This is a genomic window from Natronosalvus halobius (assembly GCF_024138145.1).
GTDB classification, from domain to species: Archaea; Halobacteriota; Halobacteria; order Halobacteriales; family Natrialbaceae; genus Natronosalvus; species Natronosalvus halobius.
In genome coordinates this window covers 494396-510974 of the sequence record NZ_CP099997.1, presented here as the reverse complement: position 1 = coordinate 510974, position 16579 = coordinate 494396, and the positions used below count along the sequence as shown (strand labels likewise).

The window sequence follows — 16579 nt, the reverse complement described above, 5'->3', positions numbered from 1 at the left end:
TTAATTAGAACGAATCTCGAGCAAGGTTGATTGCGAACTTTCCGAAATTCTGCTCGAAGTCGAAACGGCAGGACGTCTGCGATCAGGCGGCTTCACTTCGGGTACTGCCGGCTGCATCCGAGTCCGAGCGAGCGATACCGTACCCGAGCGCGAGCAAGAGCACGCCCGACAGCAAGAACGCGACGTCGAATACCAGGACGCTCGCCGGCCCGTCGGGCCACACGTGGTGGAGTTCGAGGAGGTGGTGATTGACGAGTCCCTCGACCAGGTTGAAGAGACCCCAGCCCATCAGAACCGAACCGAATAGCGTTCGGCTCGAGGGTGGGACGTACGGATGTCGCCACGCGCGGACGATCAACACGATCCCGACGATCGTGAACGCGTATGTCGCCACGTGAAAGAGCCCGTCGGCGAGGACATTGAGCTGTAACGCAGCGAGGTCGGTCGTGTCCGTCCGGGCCGAGAGCATGTGGTGCCACTGCAAGATCTGATGCAGGACGATGCCGTCGAAAAATCCGCCCAGTCCGACACCGAGGGCGACTCCGGCCTGGACGAGCGGTTTCGACCGCGCGGAGAGCCCGAGCCACGTCTCCGATTGCGGGGGTGGCGCCATCCTAGCTGGCCATAGCGCGACACGATTCGGCACACTTCGGAAGGACCTCCGCACAGGCCTGACAGTGATCGTGATCGTGCTGTTCGCACTCCTCGGCACAGGCCTCGCAGGCGTCCGCACAGATAGCGGCGAGGTCGCCGTGGTAATCCGAATCGCGGGCCATGAATCGTGCGTGCAACGTTGCCAGGTCGGCGACGTCCCGACAGAGCCGGATGCACTCGGCCATCTCCTCGCCGTGGTCGGCACACGCGTCTGCACACCACTCACAGACCTGGGCGGCCTCGAGGCAGTTGTCGATGCAGTCTTTCATCTCGTCGTCCCGCGGCAGTTGTTGTAGCGCCATCACAAGAGCGAACAACACCAAACCGGATCAACGCCACACATGCTCATGCAAGCGCCTTCCGATGCACACGAGCGGTACCCCGCGAAGGGCACGTGACTGCCAAACGACTTTGGGAATCCGCGTCCTGGATCCCGGTATGGCGTCCGACGCGGACCAGGAGGGCGTTCGAGTCTGGCTGGTCGAGCGAACGTACTCCGACGACGAACAGAATCTCATCATCCTCGTCTACGCGACGCCCGACGGCGAGCGCTACTTCCGTAAGGAACGGGCGCTCACGAGTTTCACCGATGCTCGGGAGACGACCGCTGCACTCGAAGTCGATGCCGACAACCTCGGGTCGGTCGACGACCCCGACCAGCGGGAACGCTACGCGACCGAGGCGACGCGAATGGCTGCCGAGCACGGCCCCGACGATCCGATATAGCGTCCCCGCGGGCTCGAGACCACTGGCTGACGGTCTCGAGTACCGTGCTACGTCGAAAACGAGTACTCCGAACGCATTCGAGCCCCGACTAATCGGCCGTCGAACGGGCGATCCGAGCGTTCTGTCGCATCGCGACGATGGTGCTGTAGATGACGGCTCCACTGACCATGAACGCTGAGAGCAAGATCAACGCGAAGCTAACCGTGCTCAGGACCTCCATCCCGAGGTAGTCCCCGGCCTGGCGGAACGCGACGGCGACCGATCCGCCCAGGAGCATCAGGCCGAAGTAGATCTTGATGTCACCCTCGTCGACGATGCTGGTCGCCGCCGAACCGATGCGGGCGCCGAATGCGCTCCCGGCCAGCAACGGCGCGACGATCGAGAGGTCGACGCCGCCTTCGAGGCCGTAGAGGAACGACCCGATCCCGCCAGAGAAGACGATCTCGAACAGGTCAGTCCCGACGGCCACCGGGACGGGGACCCCGATCAGGTAGAACATCGCGGGCATGCGGATGAATCCGCCGCCAACGCCGAGGAAGCCCGACAACAGCCCCGTGACGAACGCGACGCCGAGAACCATCCACAGCGAGACCGTGATTCCGCCGGCGATGGTCATCATCGGGGGCACGTGGTAGGACTGAATTTTCTTCGCGATGTCCGGGATCGCGTCCGGATCGATCTCCTGGTTGGCGGCGTCGTGGTGGCCGCCCGAGGTATCGGTGCCGTTACCGTCACCATCACCCTTCAGCGCGTTCCGGGTGACGAACAGACCGATCGACCCCAGCAACACGACGTAGGTGACGCCGATGACGCCGCTGGCGAGGCCGAGTTCCTCGAGGTAGAAGACCCCGATCCGCCCGACTTCGATGCCGACGGTCGTCCCGACGATCATCAACCCGCCGAGTTTGTAGTCAACCTGGCCGAGGTCGTGGTGTTTCATCGTCGCGATGACGGCGGTCCCGAAGACGAACGCCATACCACTCCCGACCGCGACGCGGGCCGGGTAACCCATGACCAGGAGCGCCGGCGTCACGAGGAAGGATCCACCCATCCCGAAGAAGCCGAACAGGACGCCAACCATGAAGCCGAAGCTCACGAACAGGACGAGCATCGTGAGCGCGATGCCGAATACCTCCATATTAGACGTTTTCGATAGCGTCGATCAGGGGCGGTGCGGCGACTCGCTCGAGTAAACCGTACCCCACGTAGAGGACGATTGCCTCGACGAGGACGGCACCCACGAGGACGCCTGCCTGTACTGGTTCCGACAGGGAGGCGAACTCGATCATTCGTCTCGACCTCCGTTCTTCGCGTATTCCGGTTGTGTGTAGATCACGGTTTTCTGCTCGTCACCTTCTACTGCAGAGGTACCTATAACGCTTTTGGGATTAGTGCACAATATTACCGTCACCTATCCCACGCCTAACCAACAGAGATATTCGAATACGTTACAGAAATACGTGAGCGTTCGGCGGGGCGGTTGAGCACGGACCCGAGCGTCTCACGCGCGGATCGACGCCGGAATGACGAGGATGCGTGACCCCACGCCACGAGAATATCCGTCCGGTGTCGCGGGTTCGTTCGACAATCGATGCGTGAACACCACGTTCACTGTAGTCGACCGCTGGCTACTCGCAACCGCCACCTCGCTGAGGACTCGAGTCGTAGAGACGGCCTGGGGACATCTGAAGGGTTGATTCGTGCGCGTAAACGAACATCTTACCGAACAACCTGTTCAGCACCGAACGGGTGCACTCACCGAACCGAGCGATCAACGCCCGAAACCTTCTCTAAACAGTATTGGATATTCAAAACAATATTATGTCTGGGTCCCCTAGCGACGGTATGAAAGCCGTCTTGGCGACCGACCTTTCAGCCGCCAGTGAGGCGACGATCGAGACCGAGACCTGCCTCGAGTGTCTCGGCCGGATCGGCATCGAGGAGATTCACCTGGTGACGGTCATCCCCTCGAACGTACACGCAGGTATGCCCGGCATGGACTTCGAGGGGCGGCGCGAACGCGCACTCGAGCGATACCGCAACGTCATCGAGGGCGCCGGCTTCGACGTCGAAACCCACGTCGTTCGGGGGACGCCCCACCGGCGAATCAGGGGAATTGCGGAGACGATCGGTGCGAGCATGACGATCGTCGGCTCCCGCGGGAAGAGCCCGCTCGAGAACCGGGTGATCGGGTCGACCGCGCGTAACCTCGCCCGCACGAGCGAGACGCCGTTGCTCGTCAACCGAATCGAGCGCGGCGTCGACGAGCCCGAAATCGTCCGCAAACACCTGTTCGAGCGAATGCTCTACGCGACGGACTTCTCCGAGAACGCCGACCGTGCGTTCGACGCGTTCTCGTATCTCCGACACGCCACCAGGGAGGCGACCCTCGTTCACGTCGAGACGCCGAAAGATCCCGAGCTTCCAGAGGGAGAAGACCCTCGCCAGCGACTCGAGGAACTCGCCGACCAGCTCCAGGAGTGGGGAATCGACGCCCGGATCGAACGCAGGCAGGGAGATCCGGCTGACGAAATCCTCGACGTCGAGGCCGAGTACGAGCCGACGACGACCCTCGTTGGCTCCCGCGGACACAGCCGCCTGCGACGGCTCCTGCTCGGGAGCGTCTCCGAGGACCTCGTCACCCGCGCGAACGGGAACGTGTTGCTCGTGCCGCCACCGCGCATGGCCTGATCGATCGGGGGCAGAATTTTCGCAGGTCAGAACCGCGCCCGTGCCGCCTCGAGGTCCGCTCGCGTGTCGATGCTGTCGAACGAACCGAGCGTCGCGTGTCGTTTCCAGTCGGCTGGCTCCAGGACGGTCCACTCGATCCTGTCGAGCGCAGCCAGGATCTTGCCCTCGTCGGCCTCGAGCGCCGTGCGACACGCATTGGCCATCGGTTCTGTCCGGTAGACGGCCTGGGTCGTCTGGAACCAGCCGTCCGGATGCTTCGGGACGACGGCCGCCGTCCTAACCTCATGTTCGTCGGTCTCACGATCACCATCACCCTCGAGTCGCTCGAACAGTGCCTCGAGTAACGCCGTCTCGACGAACGGCATGTCACACGCTACGACCGCCGCGACGGGAGCGCTCGCGGCCTCGAGCCCCGTCGCGATCCCGGCGAGAGGACCGCGGTCTGGCGTTCGGTCGACGGCCACCTGGATCGTCCGCGACCTGGTTTCGAGTGCGTCCTGGAGGGCGTCGACCTGCTCGGCGCGGCAGTTGACGACGAGTTCGTCCGTCACGTCCTCGAGTCGGTCGGCGACGTGGCCGATCAACGGCGTGCCGTCGAGGTCGGCGACTGCCTTGTCGCCGTCCTGGAAGCGAGTCGAAAACCCGCCCGCGATGATGACGCCGGCGCGCGAGGGAGTCTCGGTCATCGTGGTTCGGGTTCTCCTTGGCGATACGGGTGAATCAGTGCATCGAAGAAGACGAGGGAGTCCTCCATGTGGTGAGGAAGGGAAAACCGTAATTGACGTGGATTACTCGAGCGTCGGCGAGGCCGTCAGCGAGCGGTCGAATGCGCTCGACGGCGCGAATCGGTCATCGACTCGTCCTCCCGCAGGGACGCGGTACCCGTCAATCCGCTGGAGCAAGCGTGGGCGTCATTCGTTCGGGTCGCTCCCGTATTTCAAAAACGCGTAGACCAGCGTCATGACGACGACGAGCGACGTGAGGGTCGCGACCAGGAGCGTCACGGCCGGTCCGGGGACGACAGACGGGAGGCCCCCACCGTCATCGCCGCCGACCGACGCTTCCGGATCGACGGTAATCGTGCCGACCATGCCGAGACTGAGGTGCGGGTCGCAGTGGAACTCGTACTCGCCTTCTGTCTCGAACGTGAATTCGTACTCGAAGCCGGTGTTCTCGATCGGGTCGTATCCGTCCCAACTGGCGTCGTCGGGTTGGCTGTCGACGGCGACGTTGTGATTGTCGGTGATCCAGACGAACTCCACGAGCGTGCCGGGCGGAATCTCGAGCGGACTGTCGGTCCCGGGTTCGTACGCGTAGTCGACGAGTTCGACGGTTACGAATTCGCCAGCCGTCCCGTCGTCACCGTCCTGGTCGCCCTCCTCGTCGTCCGCTTCCTGTGTTTCGTTCTCGCTTCCTTCTTCATCGTCCGTTCCCTGTGCGCCGCTCTCGTCGCCGTCCTCGGTTTCGTTGTCCGCACCATCGTCCTCCTGTGCGTTGACAGACTGCGGCACTGCCAGGGCCGCCAGTGCGAGCGCGAGCGAGCGAAGCAACTCGCGTCTGTCGTGGGCGCACTCTGTCCGTTCGGAATACGGTCCTCGAGCATCCATCGAGCGACGTACCACGACGGCGAGCAAAAAGCGCTAGGGGGCACTCGGGCGGAAATTATCCGTTTCTCGAGACAGTCCGTGCGGTCGTGAACGGCCTATTTTTTGCCCGACGGTCGTACTGATCGACATGCAAGGGCTCCGCTGGGTACAACTCGGTGGCGAGGACCTGGATTCGTTTCTCGACCGAGGCGGGACCGGCGTTCTTTCGTTCGGAACGACCGCCGAGGAACCGCCGTTCTCGATTCCGGTTTCCTACGGCTACTACGCGGACGAGGGTCACTTCTACTTCCAGCTGTCGTTCCCGGAAGGGCACAGCGGTGGCAAAGCGGCGGTCCTCGACCGACCGGTCTCGTTCGTCGTCTACGCGGAGACCGACGACGGCTGGCACAGCGTCGTCGCGACCGGATCGCTCGAGGAGATCTCGGACGAGCCGTACGAATCGGCGGCGGTCCAGGGGATGTGGGCGGTCCAGATTCCGGCCGTCGACATCTTCGAGCGACCGCCCGACGACGTGACGTTTCGCGACTTTCGGCTTGTTCCGGACCGGGTCACCGGCCGGAAAGAAGTCGAGACGGGGGAGTGACCGCCGCCCGAAACCGGCGGCGATGGAGCCGAAAAGCCCCGTTTACTGTCCGGACTTCCACTCGCCGTGCTCGCCCTCACGAAACTCCCCTTTCGCCTGCCGCTCGCGCGGCCAGAGGACGATGGCGACGGCGGCCAGGTACCAGAGGGCACAGACGGCGACGACCACTTCGCCAGGGACGAGTGCGATCGACGCCGACTCGAGCCAGGCGTCGCTCGGGACGAACGCCGTGATCCGAAAGGCCCACGCCAGCACCAGCACGGAGAACAGCGCCAGGTAGATTCGGCGAAGTCGGTTCGCGAGCGCCTCGAGCATAGACACTTTCACCGTCGGCCGGCGATAATCGTCGCTCAACTCGACACGCCAGTCAGGGTTGTCGACGGGCGCGTCGGGATCGAGCGTCGCCGCTAGCAGGTTCTGTTGCATGAGGCGGACGCGAGCGCGGTATACGTCGTAATCTCGGTAGCGTCTGGCTTCGATGAGCAAAAACATCGTGACTACCAGACCCGCGATCAAAATAATGTAGTGTGGATTGTCCGTACTCGAAAACGCCCAGGTCAGGATGGCCGCCATGATGGTGACGCTCCAGGTCGTCGTCTGATCGAGGCGTGAGCGCCAGGTCGTTTCCCTGGCGACCTCCCCGCGATAGGTGTCCCCCAACACCGAACTGATGGTCGTCCGATCCCGTTGGAGGTCGCTTCCGATCGCCGCGTCGTCGTCTCGTTCCTGGGTATCGCCGGTGTCGGTCGCGTCGTCGCTCGAGGGTGACATACGACGTCTACACCGACGAGGATAATGAACGAAGGCGGGGTCAGCACCTCGAGACGCGAACGCAATCAGAGAACGAACGACGACTGGACCCGTTATCGACCCAGCAGACTGCCGTCGGCCCACTTCTCCTCGTACTCGGCGTCGTCGGCTATCAGCATGAGAATGCCCTCGATCAATCCGAGAATCGGTGGGATCCCTGTCCAGAAGAAACACAGGTACAATACGCCGAGTTTCATGTTCCCCTGGTAAAACTTGTGGGCGCCGATTCCGCCGAGCAACAGCGCCAGGACGCCAGCAGCGATCTTGTCCGAATTGGACGATCCACCGCTTGAAGCGGGCTGACGAGTGCCACACTCCGGACACAGTTCCGCCTGCTTGGTGATGAGTGAGCCACAGTCGACGCAGTACTTCTCGTTCGCGCCACGTTCACCGTGGCCTCCTTCGAGCGAGATCGACTGGTTGACGCCGCAGCTGGGACAGACCGACGCCTGATCGTCGATTTCGTCGCCGCAGTTGATGCAATGCTTCATGGGTAGGTGTCAGCGAAACTTCTCACGCTCGAGGTAAATAACCAGGTGCAAGAGGTGCTGTTCAGTCGGACCGACGAAGCGAGTACGAAAGCAAGAGGCCAGCGAGGAGCCCATAGGCGAGACCGATGACAAGCACCGTCAGCACCGACTCGAAAATCAGGAGCGAGAGACCCAGTCCGTAGCCAAAGCCGAGCAGCGCGCCGGTCAGCGTTCGAAAGGCGTTCGTCCCGCGGGTCTCTCGAAAGGTCGTCACCGACCAGTCGAGGAGTGCGGGTGCGGGCAGGATAGCTACGAAAAGTATCCGGTTTGCCGGCAACGGAGCGAACAGATATGCGAGAATGCCGGCGACGATGCTCGGGTAGATGCCCAGGCATCGGGCACAGACGTCCACCTGGCGACCGAAGACGACCGGCGAGTAACACCGGTGTCGTTCCGAAGGCAGGTGGTGGGCGAGCAAGAACCGCCGAGTTTCGGCTAACCCTTTCCGGAGTTCCGCCCGATCGATCCCCATACGCGTCCCTGACAGGGAAACCGGATGAATCTACTGGACGCTCGCGAAAGAAGCGAAAAGAGGCCCGAACCCGAGTTCGCCGTCCGGACTCACTCCAGCATTGCCGTAGTGGACAGTTTCCCGATTCGGTGCGTATCCTCCGCGTCGCTCCCGATACGATACGGGTTCGATGCGTGCTGAACATCCCACATCGACACCGTCGATCGGCGTCCCTCCGCGCGACCGATAATCGGCCACTGCGGTCCGTTATCGGACTTCGAGCGACGCCCCTATCCGCACTCGACGCGAAGGGGATACGACCATGACGGCCGACGAACCCGACTCCGAGCGAACGGTGATCCGTACCGGTCGATCGTTCGAACAGGCGTACCGTCTCGACGCGAACGAGCTCGGCGCCTTCCTCATCTCCCTGGGCGAACAACTCCAGGCGGGTGACGAACTCACGATCAGCGACGACGAGTGGGAGCTCCCCTTCGCGTTCGGCGAACCGATCGAGCTGGAGATAGACTTCGACGGGGTGGGCGACCCGGAACTCGAGATCGAACTCGAGCTTCCAGGACGGACCGACGAAACTGCGCCGCGGGTCGAGTGAGCCGGACGAACCGAGCGGAACCAATCCCTCCACCGACGACTCAGGACGCGTTCGAGGACGGCGATCTCGACTCTCTCGCCGGCCGAAAGAGACCTTTAATGATCCTAGTACTCATTGGGTGGAACCTTTTTATGTATTACCGTGATTGAGTGGTATAGAATGGGCACTCGATCACCGACGTACGTTCACAAATCGTGTGCGTACATCACTCGAGACGAAGCGGAGCTACTGGCGTTCGAGAGCCCCGAGCACGACGGACTGCAGATTCCGAAGGGGACGATCGAACCCGGCGAGTCACCTCGAGCGGCCGTCTTTCGCGAAATCGTAGAGGAGAGCGGCCTCAGCGCGGTTAGCTCGACCAGCCACGTCGCCAGCGACGTCTGGAACCGGTACGAGTCCCCGCCGAAGTACTACGTCAGACACTTCTTCCACGCGACGGTCCACGACGCCCCCGACGAATTCACCCACGTCGTCACCGGCGAGGGCGAAGAGGTCGGCGTCGAGTTCGAGTACTCCTGGATCGACCTCCGAGAGCCACACTCGTTCGCGCTCGACCTGGACGACTACCTCTACTTACTCGAGGGGGCCCCGGACCAGCTGACCGCCGTCGGTACCGCTGCCGACTGACCACGGTGGGCTTTCTGGGGGTCCTGAATGACGCGATTCTCGCGAACGGCGGCTGGCGACCGGAACGGGGATGTCGACCGTTCTCCAGGATCGAAGGCCGGTTCCGGGGCGATCGAAAAGCTCACACCGGGACTCGAGGCACAGGCTATTGAAAGCCAGTGCGCGGCGGCGTTTCCAGGCTCGTGACGCCTCCCGGGTCGTAATGTCTCCAGATTCGTGACGTCTCCAGGCACGTGACGTCTCCCAACTCGTGAGGACGAGTGAATGCCGTACAGTTCTTCGAGCGACGAGATCAAGATCAGTCGTCGGCGCGGTGAGCGCGGCCGTCACCGGGGGACATCGCGTCGCCGATCGTGCCCGCAGTCCGACGGAGGAGGAGCCAAAATTCTCGACGGCGCTGGACGAACAACGTCACCCCGAGAACGACGTAGACGATGGTGTACGCCAGCAGGAGTTCGGTACTCGAGACGGGGAGCGTCACGAAATCCCGGATGATGATAAACTCGAGCAGTACCTGCGAGAGAAACAACACGAGCAGCGTCAGCGCCTCCGTCACGGAGATTTCGAACCGGATTAGCAGCGAGACGGCGAAGAACGACTGGGCGGCGGTGAGCCAGATTTCGGCCTCCTGCTTGAAGTCAAATGCGAGCACGCCGTAGTGCCCCAGCGCGATCGAGTGGACGACCACGAGCGTCCCAATGAGCAGCGTCCACTGGTTGAGCTTCGAGGAGATGAGCGCGTTGAACCCCGCCGTCGAGCGCGCCTTGTTCACCAGGTAAACGACGACGATGAGCTCCGGTGCCTCCGAAGCCAGCGGGGCGATCCACTGGATCATGAAGAACGAGGGGATACCGATTCCCTCGCCCAGGAACTCGAGGCCGTGAGCGAAGGGTTCGACAGCCGTGAAGATCATCGTCCCGGAGTACACGAACAGCCCAAACACGGTAGCTATCCGGAGCCGCTTCGGGAGGTGCTGGAGGTATGCCGGAACGCCGACGTGGTCCATGTCGGGTTCGACATCGCCGCGGATGATTACCGCGATGTAACAGGCGTACAGACCGACCAGGACAACCATGTCCAGAATATCGATACCGCCGTTTAGCGGCACGAGGAATGCCCACAGGGTGGCCAGCAGGAGGAAGACGACCTCGAGGCCGATCTCGCGGTCGAGAACGACCGAATCGGAGAGGATGCCACGTCGGTTTCGCACCGCTGGATCGACGGACGCCCCCGCCCGATAGATCGTAAAGAGCGCGACGCCGGCCCAGCCGAGGCCGATGAGGATGCGGTTCGCGCCGGTCATGTTGGCGACGGCGAGATTCCCGGCTTCGGCGCCCCGCGGGGTTCCCGCGTTCCACGCGTAGAGCGCGTCGACGGCGTACTCGGGCGCCACCGCCAGGACGGCGAGGACCGCAATCGCGAACGCCTGCGGGACGTCCTTCTCGGCGGTTTCGGCTGCCCAAGCGAGGAGGAACGCCGAGCCGAGGACGGCGAGTCCCGTCACGAACACGGTTTCGAGTGTCGAGAGCGTAGCAAGGACGGAGGGTGCCTGGTACCCGAGTCCCACCTGGGACGTCAGCCAGGGCAAGATGGTCGTTGCCCCGCCCACCACCACCCAGGGGAGCGTCAGTGCGAACGCAGCCGACAGGGCGAGGAGGACTCGTCGATTCATGTGGTCTGGATACGCTGCCCACGAGTATCTGGAATCGCGTATCGGTACTCGTCATGGCTTCTATCGGTCGTATCGAAATGGTGCTGGTGCCTGCTCCTGCGTGCAGTCTGTCTCGCGGCGTCGGTCCTAATTCACTGCATTCGTCGATACCGTTTCCGAGCCGTCAAACGACAGGTCTCTCAGTGTCCATTCGGAACCCGAGGAGGCGCGGACCGAACTCGAGAAACACTCGCCGAAGCACGGCCATCTACCCGTTCGAGACGAACGTAACAACGACCGACTCCGTGCCGGCTCACGACCTGCGAGTGACTGCCGACACTGGGAAGGGCCGTCCGGGCGAACGTGCTCTCGTGGCCGACAACGCACGCGACACCCACGCCGGTAGCGAGCCACCACACCGGCGAGACGACGCGGCGAACGACGTCGACTACCGGACCCAGCCCGAGCGATATGAAATCGGCCGCGGCGAAGAAGGCGTGTTCAAGGTCCAGCCTTACAAGGCCGAGCTCTTGCCACTGTGGGGGTATGCGGACCGCGAGACGGCCGACGAAGGCGGGGAAGCCATCTACGAGCGATTCCGTGAGTACAGACGCGACGGTGATGTCGTGGGAATGGACATGGCGAGAAAGTATCTCCAGATGGGGTACACCCGAGCGATGCGGTACGCCAGGTACCCCGGTGGTCGAAAGTACGTTGACGGAAGCGAGCGCGAGCCGATCCACTGGGCTGACTCCGACAAGCGCGAAGCCGCGTTAGTCTACGAGACGTGGCTCAAGTTGGTCACGGACGACAGCGAGTACCAGCGGCTCAAAGCGTCTCACCGCGATCGATACGGCTGAGTATCGGGAGCAGATGGGCCTCGGCACTCATAGGGCTCGTCGCCACCGGGTGCCGAGTCCGGTTCGGAGCGAGTACGTCGTCATCGGCCGCTCGAGCCTACGTCCGCCACCCAAAAATCAGTTCTCGTTTGCCATCAGTTCCGTTCGGACACCGTCCCCAGTCCTGGAATCGCAACTGATCGCTCCAGGCGAGCCATCGCGAGCGACGTCGTGAGCACCAGCGCGAGGTAAAATAGCGCGACGATGATGTAGATGTTGGTGAACTCGAACGTATCAGAGCCGATGTTCCTGCCTCGCCGGAACAGTTCGGGGACGGTAATGAACGCCGCCAGCGAGGAGTACTTGATGAGGTAGATGAATTCGTTTGTCCAGCCGGGAATCGCAAACCGGAGCCCCTGCGGGAGGACGACGTGACGGATGCCCTGCGTCCTGGAGAGGCCGACGGCTCTGGCTGCCGTGAGCTGTCCGGGGTCGACCGATTGCAGGGCCGCCCGGATGTACTCGGCCTGGTAGGCCGAGGAGTTGATCGTGAAGCCGACGATGGCGACGAAGATGGCGGCCCGTGGAATCCCACCCTGGCCGACGAAGCCGAGCGAGTCGAAAATGCCCGCCAGTGGCAACCCGAAGTAGAGGAAGAAGAGCTGGGCGAGCAGGGGCGTCCCGCGGATGAGTTCGGTGTAAGCCAGCGAGATCCGACTGAGGATCGGGCCGCCGTACGTTCGCGCGACCGCGAGGGGGACGGCGATCACCAGCCCGAAGAGCATCGAGAGGACCGTCAGGTAGACGGTGATGAACGCGCCCGCCGCCAGCGACGGCGCCGACTCGATCGCCAGGCTCACGAGGTCGAACGATTCGAACGGCTCGACGGGGAGCCAGGGCTCGCGCTGGCTGACTCCCATCTCCGAACGGATCAGGTCTGGAAACCCGACTGCGGTGAACAGGCTGTCGAGCCACGCGTTGTGGTAGGCCCAGCGGGCGAGCAACCACGTCCAGAAGACGACCCCGATGGCGCCGATGACGAGCCGTCGCCGACCGGGAAGGGTGTCGACCGCCGAGCCGCGAGCCTCCTCGAACGCCGTCATCGGTGGACGGTGAGGTCGCCGAGGAAGGCGGCGGTGCGGTCGTGTTTCGGATCGTCGAACAGCGCCTCGGGTGGGCCACGTTCGACGATCCGGCCCTCGTCCAGGAACGTCAGCGTCGTGGCGGCCGAGCGGGCGAAGCCCATCTCGTGGGTGACACAGAGCATGGTCATCCCCTCGTCGGCGAGGTCTTTCATGACCGCGAGCACCTCGCCGATGAGTTCGGGGTCGAGCGCGCTGGTTGGTTCGTCGAAGAGGATGAGTTCAGGGTCCATCGCGAGCGCGCGAGCGATGCCGACGCGCTGTTGCTGGCCACCCGAAAGCTCGGCGGGATAGGAGTCGGCCTGGGTCTCGAGTCCAACGCGCTCGAGGTAGTCCACGGCTCTGGCATCGGCTTCCTCCCTCGAGAGGCCGAGGACCTCCTCGAGACCGAGGGTGATGTTGCCTCGCGCCGTCCGATGGGCGAAGAGGCTGAAGTCCTGGAAGACCATGCCGACGCGCCGCCGAAGGTCGTTTTCGTCGATATCGTGGATCTCGACGTCATCGAGGTAGATGGCGCCGTCGTCGATCTCAGTGAGTCGGTTGACACACCGGAGCATGGTCGACTTCCCCGACCCGCTGGGGCCAACGATCACTTCGACGTCCTGGGATTCCATCTCGAAGCTGACGTCGTGCAGTACCTCCTCGTCGCCGTAGGATTTGTCGACGTGGTCGACGCGTAACAGACTCATATAGGCTCAGTCGTTTCCTCCGGGGATCGCGTAGTGGTCGTGTAAGCGGTCGAGCGAGCGGTTCGTCACGAACGTCAACACGAAGTAAATCGCACTGATGGTGATGATGACCTCCATGACGGCCGTGTCGCGTCCGGGCCGGAGGTAGAGTTGATCCGCCTGGTAGAGCAACTCCGCCAGCCCGATGGCGAAGGCGATGCTCGTGTCCTTGAGGACGATCGTGAACTCGTTCTGGAAGCCGGGGATCGAGCGGCGAATCGCCTGCGGGAAGATCACGTGTCGAATCGCCCCCAATTTCGTCATCCCGACCGATCGCGCGGCTTCCATTTGACCCTCATCGATCGACTGAATCGCCCCTCTGAACACCTGCGCCTGGTAAGCGCCGCTTCGAAGACCCAGCGCGACCGTCGCGGCGATAAATCTATCGAGCCTGATGTCGAGTACCGGAACCGATCCGAGTCGGGGGAGTGGCAACCCGTAGTAAAACAGGACGATCAACACGACGATAGGCGTCCCGCGGAGGACGACGCCGACGGTGCTCACCGCCTCCCGGAGCCAGCCCGAACCGTACACCTCGACGGCGCCCGCCGGGAATCCCGACAGGAATCCGAGCGAGAGGCTCGCGATCGTGAGTAAGATGGTGACGATCGTCCCCTTCAGTAAGAACTCCCAGTTCGAGGCGACGAACTGCCAGTCGCTCGCCTGCAAGACGGCGGCGTCCATGATTCGTTACTCGAACCAGGTTTCGATGAGGTCCTCGTAGGTGCCGTCGTCACGAATCTCGGCGAGGGCGTCGTTGATGTCTCCGATGCGATCGTCGTCCTGGCGCATACCGAAGCCGAACACCTCGCCGGTTTCGATCTCGAAGGCGACCTCGACGTCTCGCCCGGACTCGAAGTTCTGGGCGACGGGAATGTCGATGATGATCGCGTCGACGTTGCCGTTTTCGAGGTCCTGGACGGCCATCGGGTAGTTCTGATACTGGCGGGTGTCGTCCTCGGCGACGATTCCGTCCTCGACGAGTGTCTCGACTTCTCCTTCGCCTGTCGTGCCGGTCTGGGCGCCGACGACGGCTCCCTCGAGGTCCTCGACCGATCCCGGATCCAGGTCGCCGTCGCTGGCGACGAGGACGGCCTGGTCGGATTCGTAGTAGGGTTCGGAGAACGCGATGGTCTCCTGGCGCTCCTCGGTGATCGTCATTCCCGCGGCCGCGAGGTCGATGTTCTCCTCGGTGAGTTCCGGGATCAGGGACTCGAACTCGATTTCGGTCCAGTCACCGACCTCGTAGCCGGCCCGGTCGATGGTTTCCTCGGCGAGGTCGATGTCGAACCCGACCAGCTCACCGTCGTCGTTGGTGAATTCGAACGGGGCGAAGCCGGGCGCCGTTCCAGGGATGATGGTATCGTCGCCACCACCGAGAACGTCGCCGAGACAGCCAGCGACGCCAGCGGTCGCACCGACTGCGCCGACGGTCTTCAGGTACGCACGGCGATCCATGTCGAATCTGCGAGTCATACCCGTGAACTCGCAAGACTGACGTTTTAACGTTTCGCACGAGGGTCGCAAATCGGCGCTCTCGGGACCCTCGAGAGCGGGCATCGGCAAATATTGCACCTCACGTATCAGTACACTATCCGATCACTATCTGCCCACCATCCGACCTCAGCCCGAAAAACACCGTGACGCCGTCTCTCTATCCGGACGTCGACCTCGACAACTGATCCGAACGTCGACCTGGACCGACGGTCGAACGAAGAGCCGACAGTATAAGTCCGTGCCTCGAGACCTGGGTCGTAGATGCGACCATCGACGCGGCGGCTGACGGGTTCGGACACTGGATCCGGCCGAGGGCACGTGACGCGTACGGACGGCGTCCAGGACGAGGGTGACGGAGCGGACGTCGGCGTGAACAAAGACGACGAGGCGGACGGCGACAAAGACGGGGACGGCGGGGCAGACGACCGCACCGTCGGCCAACGCGCCAGACGCGCCAACCGCTCGAGCAGACCCCTGGTCAGTTTCGTTGTTCCCGCGCGCAACGAAGCCGAGTACATTCGGGGTGCCCTCTCGAGCATCGAAGGCCTGGACACTGCCTACGACTACGAGGTGGTCGTCGTCGACGGCGACTCGAGCGACGGCACCCGCGAAATCGCCCGCGAGTACGACGTGACGGTCGTTTCCGGCCCGGCGGACGGAATCGGGGCAGCGAGAAACCGTGGTGCGCGCCGCGCTGAGGGCGAGTGGCTGGCCTTCGTCGACGCCGACACTGAGGTTCGCGCCTCGTACCTGACCCGGATGCTCGGATTCGTCCAGGCCGAAGGGCTGGCCGCGGCATCCTCGCGCTGTCGGATGACCGGTCCCCTCCGGGCGAAGTGCGTCGAAGCGACGATCAACTATGCGTTTCCGCGACTCGAGCGGCCGGTCCTGCCGGGGTTCAATACCTTCGTCCACCGCGACGCGTTCGAGGCGGTCGGCGGATTTCCGCCGGTCGCCAACGAGGACACGGCGTTCAGTCGGGCGCTTGCGCGCTCGTTTCCGACGGGCTACTGTCCGCGGGTGCTGGTCGAGACATCGGGTCGACGAATCGCGGCGAGCGGTCTGACGGGCACGCTCTGGCACTACGTCAGACTCGACGTCGGTCGCGTGTTTGGGTGACTGCGTAAAGGATCGGTCTACTCGACGTCTAACCTCGGTCGGAAGACGGGGGACTACCGAACCGGGTACCGAACTCGGACTATCGATTCTACCCACTGAAATCGAAACCGTGACGCCGTGTAACCGGCTGCTTGAATATGACAGGTCAACGTTCTTTGTGTCTATCGGCGACTTTCAACCTGGTCTGAACCCTCGAGCGCGAGCGGGCACAGACCCTGGAATTCACCCGTTGACGATCGAATCTGGCCACATCTCCCCCACCCTCCCCCTCCCGAGGTGGCCAGTCTCTCCTCATCGACTTCGAGCGATCA

General features: G+C 63.1%; 22 protein-coding genes. 8 read left to right on the top strand and 14 right to left on the bottom strand.

Going from position 1 to position 16579, the window contains the following annotated elements; all coding sequences use genetic code 11:
* Positions 1 to 82: 82 nt before the first annotated feature.
* Positions 83 to 613: a DUF2243 domain-containing protein gene (locus NGM15_RS02470; RefSeq protein WP_253434834.1), complete on the bottom strand. Its 531-nt coding sequence runs from the start codon at positions 611 to 613 to the stop codon at positions 83 to 85.
* Position 614: 1 nt separating this feature from the next.
* A complete protein-coding gene (locus NGM15_RS02465) occupies positions 615 to 956 on the bottom strand; it encodes a four-helix bundle copper-binding protein (protein WP_253434831.1) in 342 nt (113 codons plus the stop codon).
* Between the two features lie 136 nt (positions 957 to 1092).
* Between NGM15_RS02465 and NGM15_RS02460 the strand changes: the two genes are divergently transcribed.
* Positions 1093 to 1380 carry a DUF7967 family protein gene (locus NGM15_RS02460; protein ID WP_253434828.1) on the top strand — a complete coding sequence of 96 codons (288 nt, stop codon included), beginning with the start codon at positions 1093 to 1095 and terminating at the stop codon, positions 1378 to 1380.
* 88 nt (positions 1381 to 1468) lie between these two features.
* On the opposite strand, the gene NGM15_RS02455 is transcribed toward NGM15_RS02460, so the two are convergent.
* Both NGM15_RS02455 and NGM15_RS02450 read right to left on the bottom strand, forming a co-directional pair.
* Positions 1469 to 2518 (bottom strand): sulfite exporter TauE/SafE family protein, encoded by a 1050-nt coding sequence (locus tag NGM15_RS02455; RefSeq protein ID WP_253434826.1) that lies wholly within the window; start codon positions 2516 to 2518, stop codon positions 1469 to 1471.
* 1 nt (position 2519) lies between these two features.
* Positions 2520 to 2669: a DUF7512 family protein gene (locus NGM15_RS02450; RefSeq protein ID WP_253434823.1), complete on the bottom strand. Its 150-nt coding sequence runs from the start codon at positions 2667 to 2669 to the stop codon at positions 2520 to 2522.
* A gap of 556 nt (positions 2670 to 3225) precedes the next feature.
* On the opposite strand from NGM15_RS02450, the gene NGM15_RS02445 reads away from it, so the two are divergent.
* Positions 3226 to 4071, top strand: a complete 846-nt coding sequence (locus tag NGM15_RS02445) for a universal stress protein (protein ID WP_253434820.1) — start codon at positions 3226 to 3228, stop codon at positions 4069 to 4071.
* A 26-nt stretch (positions 4072 to 4097) separates the two neighbouring features.
* Here the strand turns inward: NGM15_RS02445 and mobA are convergent, their stop codons facing one another.
* A complete protein-coding gene (gene mobA / locus NGM15_RS02440) occupies positions 4098 to 4757 on the bottom strand; it encodes a molybdenum cofactor guanylyltransferase (RefSeq protein ID WP_253434817.1) in 660 nt (219 codons plus the stop codon).
* Positions 4758 to 4982: 225 nt separating this feature from the next.
* The gene (locus tag NGM15_RS02435) at positions 4983 to 5678 is read right to left on the bottom strand and encodes a cupredoxin domain-containing protein (protein WP_253434815.1); all 696 of its coding nucleotides are present in this window, start codon (positions 5676 to 5678) and stop codon (positions 4983 to 4985) included.
* A 127-nt stretch (positions 5679 to 5805) separates the two neighbouring features.
* Between NGM15_RS02435 and NGM15_RS02430 the strand changes: the two genes are divergently transcribed.
* Positions 5806 to 6261: a pyridoxamine 5'-phosphate oxidase family protein gene (locus NGM15_RS02430; protein WP_253434812.1), complete on the top strand. Its 456-nt coding sequence runs from the start codon at positions 5806 to 5808 to the stop codon at positions 6259 to 6261.
* A 42-nt stretch (positions 6262 to 6303) separates the two neighbouring features.
* Here the strand turns inward: NGM15_RS02430 and NGM15_RS02425 are convergent, their stop codons facing one another.
* The 3 genes from NGM15_RS02425 to NGM15_RS02415 all read right to left on the bottom strand — a co-directional run bounded on the left by NGM15_RS02425 (position 6304) and on the right by NGM15_RS02415 (position 8073).
* Positions 6304 to 7032, bottom strand: coding sequence for a DUF2270 domain-containing protein (locus NGM15_RS02425; protein ID WP_253434809.1), 729 nt, complete (start codon positions 7030 to 7032; stop codon positions 6304 to 6306).
* A gap of 92 nt (positions 7033 to 7124) precedes the next feature.
* Positions 7125 to 7562: a TM2 domain-containing protein gene (locus tag NGM15_RS02420; protein WP_253434806.1), complete on the bottom strand. Its 438-nt coding sequence runs from the start codon at positions 7560 to 7562 to the stop codon at positions 7125 to 7127.
* Between the two features lie 61 nt (positions 7563 to 7623).
* Complete coding sequence (locus NGM15_RS02415) at positions 7624 to 8073, bottom strand: DUF2085 domain-containing protein (RefSeq protein WP_253434803.1); 450 nt, start codon at positions 8071 to 8073, stop codon at positions 7624 to 7626.
* Positions 8074 to 8374: 301 nt separating this feature from the next.
* Here NGM15_RS02415 and NGM15_RS02410 point away from each other — a divergent pair, with 301 nt between their 5' ends.
* The 3 genes from NGM15_RS02410 (at position 8375) to NGM15_RS02400 (ending at position 9478) form a co-directional block, all read left to right on the top strand.
* On the top strand, positions 8375 to 8665 hold the full coding sequence (locus NGM15_RS02410) for an amphi-Trp domain-containing protein (protein ID WP_253434800.1): 291 nt from the start codon (positions 8375 to 8377) through the stop codon (positions 8663 to 8665).
* Positions 8666 to 8824: 159 nt separating this feature from the next.
* Positions 8825 to 9292: an NUDIX domain-containing protein gene (locus tag NGM15_RS02405; protein WP_253434798.1), complete on the top strand. Its 468-nt coding sequence runs from the start codon at positions 8825 to 8827 to the stop codon at positions 9290 to 9292.
* 27 nt (positions 9293 to 9319) lie between these two features.
* On the top strand, positions 9320 to 9478 hold the full coding sequence (locus NGM15_RS02400; protein ID WP_253434795.1) for a hypothetical protein: 159 nt from the start codon (positions 9320 to 9322) through the stop codon (positions 9476 to 9478).
* 112 nt (positions 9479 to 9590) lie between these two features.
* Here NGM15_RS02400 and NGM15_RS02395 read toward each other — a convergent pair whose 3' ends face one another.
* Positions 9591 to 10964: a sodium:calcium antiporter gene (locus NGM15_RS02395; protein ID WP_253434792.1), complete on the bottom strand. Its 1374-nt coding sequence runs from the start codon at positions 10962 to 10964 to the stop codon at positions 9591 to 9593.
* Between the two features lie 305 nt (positions 10965 to 11269).
* Between NGM15_RS02395 and NGM15_RS02390 the strand changes: the two genes are divergently transcribed.
* Positions 11270 to 11803, top strand: a complete 534-nt coding sequence (locus NGM15_RS02390) for a DUF4385 family protein (protein WP_256498928.1) — start codon at positions 11270 to 11272, stop codon at positions 11801 to 11803.
* Positions 11804 to 11937: 134 nt separating this feature from the next.
* Here NGM15_RS02390 and NGM15_RS02385 read toward each other — a convergent pair whose 3' ends face one another.
* Genes NGM15_RS02385 through NGM15_RS02370 form a run of 4 tightly spaced genes read right to left on the bottom strand, consistent with a single transcriptional unit; the run spans position 11938 to position 15128 of the window.
* Positions 11938 to 12885: an amino acid ABC transporter permease gene (locus tag NGM15_RS02385; protein WP_253434789.1), complete on the bottom strand. Its 948-nt coding sequence runs from the start codon at positions 12883 to 12885 to the stop codon at positions 11938 to 11940.
* Positions 12882 to 13613: an amino acid ABC transporter ATP-binding protein gene (locus NGM15_RS02380; protein WP_305882002.1), complete on the bottom strand. Its 732-nt coding sequence runs from the start codon at positions 13611 to 13613 to the stop codon at positions 12882 to 12884. The genes NGM15_RS02385 and NGM15_RS02380 overlap by 4 nt, the downstream gene beginning before the upstream one ends.
* 6 nt (positions 13614 to 13619) lie before the next feature.
* On the bottom strand, positions 13620 to 14336 hold the full coding sequence (locus NGM15_RS02375; RefSeq protein ID WP_253434786.1) for an amino acid ABC transporter permease: 717 nt from the start codon (positions 14334 to 14336) through the stop codon (positions 13620 to 13622).
* A gap of 6 nt (positions 14337 to 14342) precedes the next feature.
* On the bottom strand, positions 14343 to 15128 hold the full coding sequence (locus NGM15_RS02370; protein WP_253434783.1) for a transporter substrate-binding domain-containing protein: 786 nt from the start codon (positions 15126 to 15128) through the stop codon (positions 14343 to 14345).
* 495 nt (positions 15129 to 15623) lie between these two features.
* Here NGM15_RS02370 and NGM15_RS02365 point away from each other — a divergent pair, with 495 nt between their 5' ends.
* Positions 15624 to 16268: a glycosyltransferase family 2 protein gene (locus NGM15_RS02365; protein ID WP_253438216.1), complete on the top strand. Its 645-nt coding sequence runs from the start codon at positions 15624 to 15626 to the stop codon at positions 16266 to 16268.
* Positions 16269 to 16579: the final 311 nt, after the last annotated feature.

Excerpts from the sequence above, each read along its gene's own strand:
- NGM15_RS02415 (WP_253434803.1), bottom strand. The coding sequence starts at position 8,073 with ATGGGGATCGATCGGGCGGAACTCCGGAAAGGGTTAGCCGAAACTCGG.
- NGM15_RS02370 (WP_253434783.1), bottom strand. The coding sequence starts at position 15,128 with ATGACTCGCAGATTCGACATGGATCGCCGTGCGTACCTGAAGACCGTC.
- NGM15_RS02425 (WP_253434809.1), bottom strand. The coding sequence starts at position 7,032 with ATGTCACCCTCGAGCGACGACGCGACCGACACCGGCGATACCCAGGAA.
- NGM15_RS02400 (WP_253434795.1), top strand. The coding sequence starts at position 9,320 with ATGACGCGATTCTCGCGAACGGCGGCTGGCGACCGGAACGGGGATGTC.
- NGM15_RS02375 (WP_253434786.1), bottom strand. The coding sequence starts at position 14,336 with ATGGACGCCGCCGTCTTGCAGGCGAGCGACTGGCAGTTCGTCGCCTCG.
- NGM15_RS02430 (WP_253434812.1), top strand. The coding sequence starts at position 5,806 with ATGCAAGGGCTCCGCTGGGTACAACTCGGTGGCGAGGACCTGGATTCG.
- NGM15_RS02420 (WP_253434806.1), bottom strand. The coding sequence starts at position 7,562 with ATGAAGCATTGCATCAACTGCGGCGACGAAATCGACGATCAGGCGTCG.
- NGM15_RS02435 (WP_253434815.1), bottom strand. The coding sequence starts at position 5,678 with ATGGATGCTCGAGGACCGTATTCCGAACGGACAGAGTGCGCCCACGAC.
- NGM15_RS02380 (WP_305882002.1), bottom strand. The coding sequence starts at position 13,613 with ATGAGTCTGTTACGCGTCGACCACGTCGACAAATCCTACGGCGACGAG.
- NGM15_RS02395 (WP_253434792.1), bottom strand. The coding sequence starts at position 10,964 with ATGAATCGACGAGTCCTCCTCGCCCTGTCGGCTGCGTTCGCACTGACG.
- NGM15_RS02405 (WP_253434798.1), top strand. The coding sequence starts at position 8,825 with ATGGGCACTCGATCACCGACGTACGTTCACAAATCGTGTGCGTACATC.
- NGM15_RS02470 (WP_253434834.1), bottom strand. The coding sequence starts at position 613 with ATGGCGCCACCCCCGCAATCGGAGACGTGGCTCGGGCTCTCCGCGCGG.
- NGM15_RS02460 (WP_253434828.1), top strand. The coding sequence starts at position 1,093 with ATGGCGTCCGACGCGGACCAGGAGGGCGTTCGAGTCTGGCTGGTCGAG.
- NGM15_RS02385 (WP_253434789.1), bottom strand. The coding sequence starts at position 12,885 with ATGACGGCGTTCGAGGAGGCTCGCGGCTCGGCGGTCGACACCCTTCCC.
- NGM15_RS02455 (WP_253434826.1), bottom strand. The coding sequence starts at position 2,518 with ATGGAGGTATTCGGCATCGCGCTCACGATGCTCGTCCTGTTCGTGAGC.
- NGM15_RS02445 (WP_253434820.1), top strand. The coding sequence starts at position 3,226 with ATGAAAGCCGTCTTGGCGACCGACCTTTCAGCCGCCAGTGAGGCGACG.
- NGM15_RS02410 (WP_253434800.1), top strand. The coding sequence starts at position 8,375 with ATGACGGCCGACGAACCCGACTCCGAGCGAACGGTGATCCGTACCGGT.
- NGM15_RS02465 (WP_253434831.1), bottom strand. The coding sequence starts at position 956 with ATGGCGCTACAACAACTGCCGCGGGACGACGAGATGAAAGACTGCATC.
- mobA (WP_253434817.1), bottom strand. The coding sequence starts at position 4,757 with ATGACCGAGACTCCCTCGCGCGCCGGCGTCATCATCGCGGGCGGGTTT.
- NGM15_RS02450 (WP_253434823.1), bottom strand. The coding sequence starts at position 2,669 with ATGATCGAGTTCGCCTCCCTGTCGGAACCAGTACAGGCAGGCGTCCTC.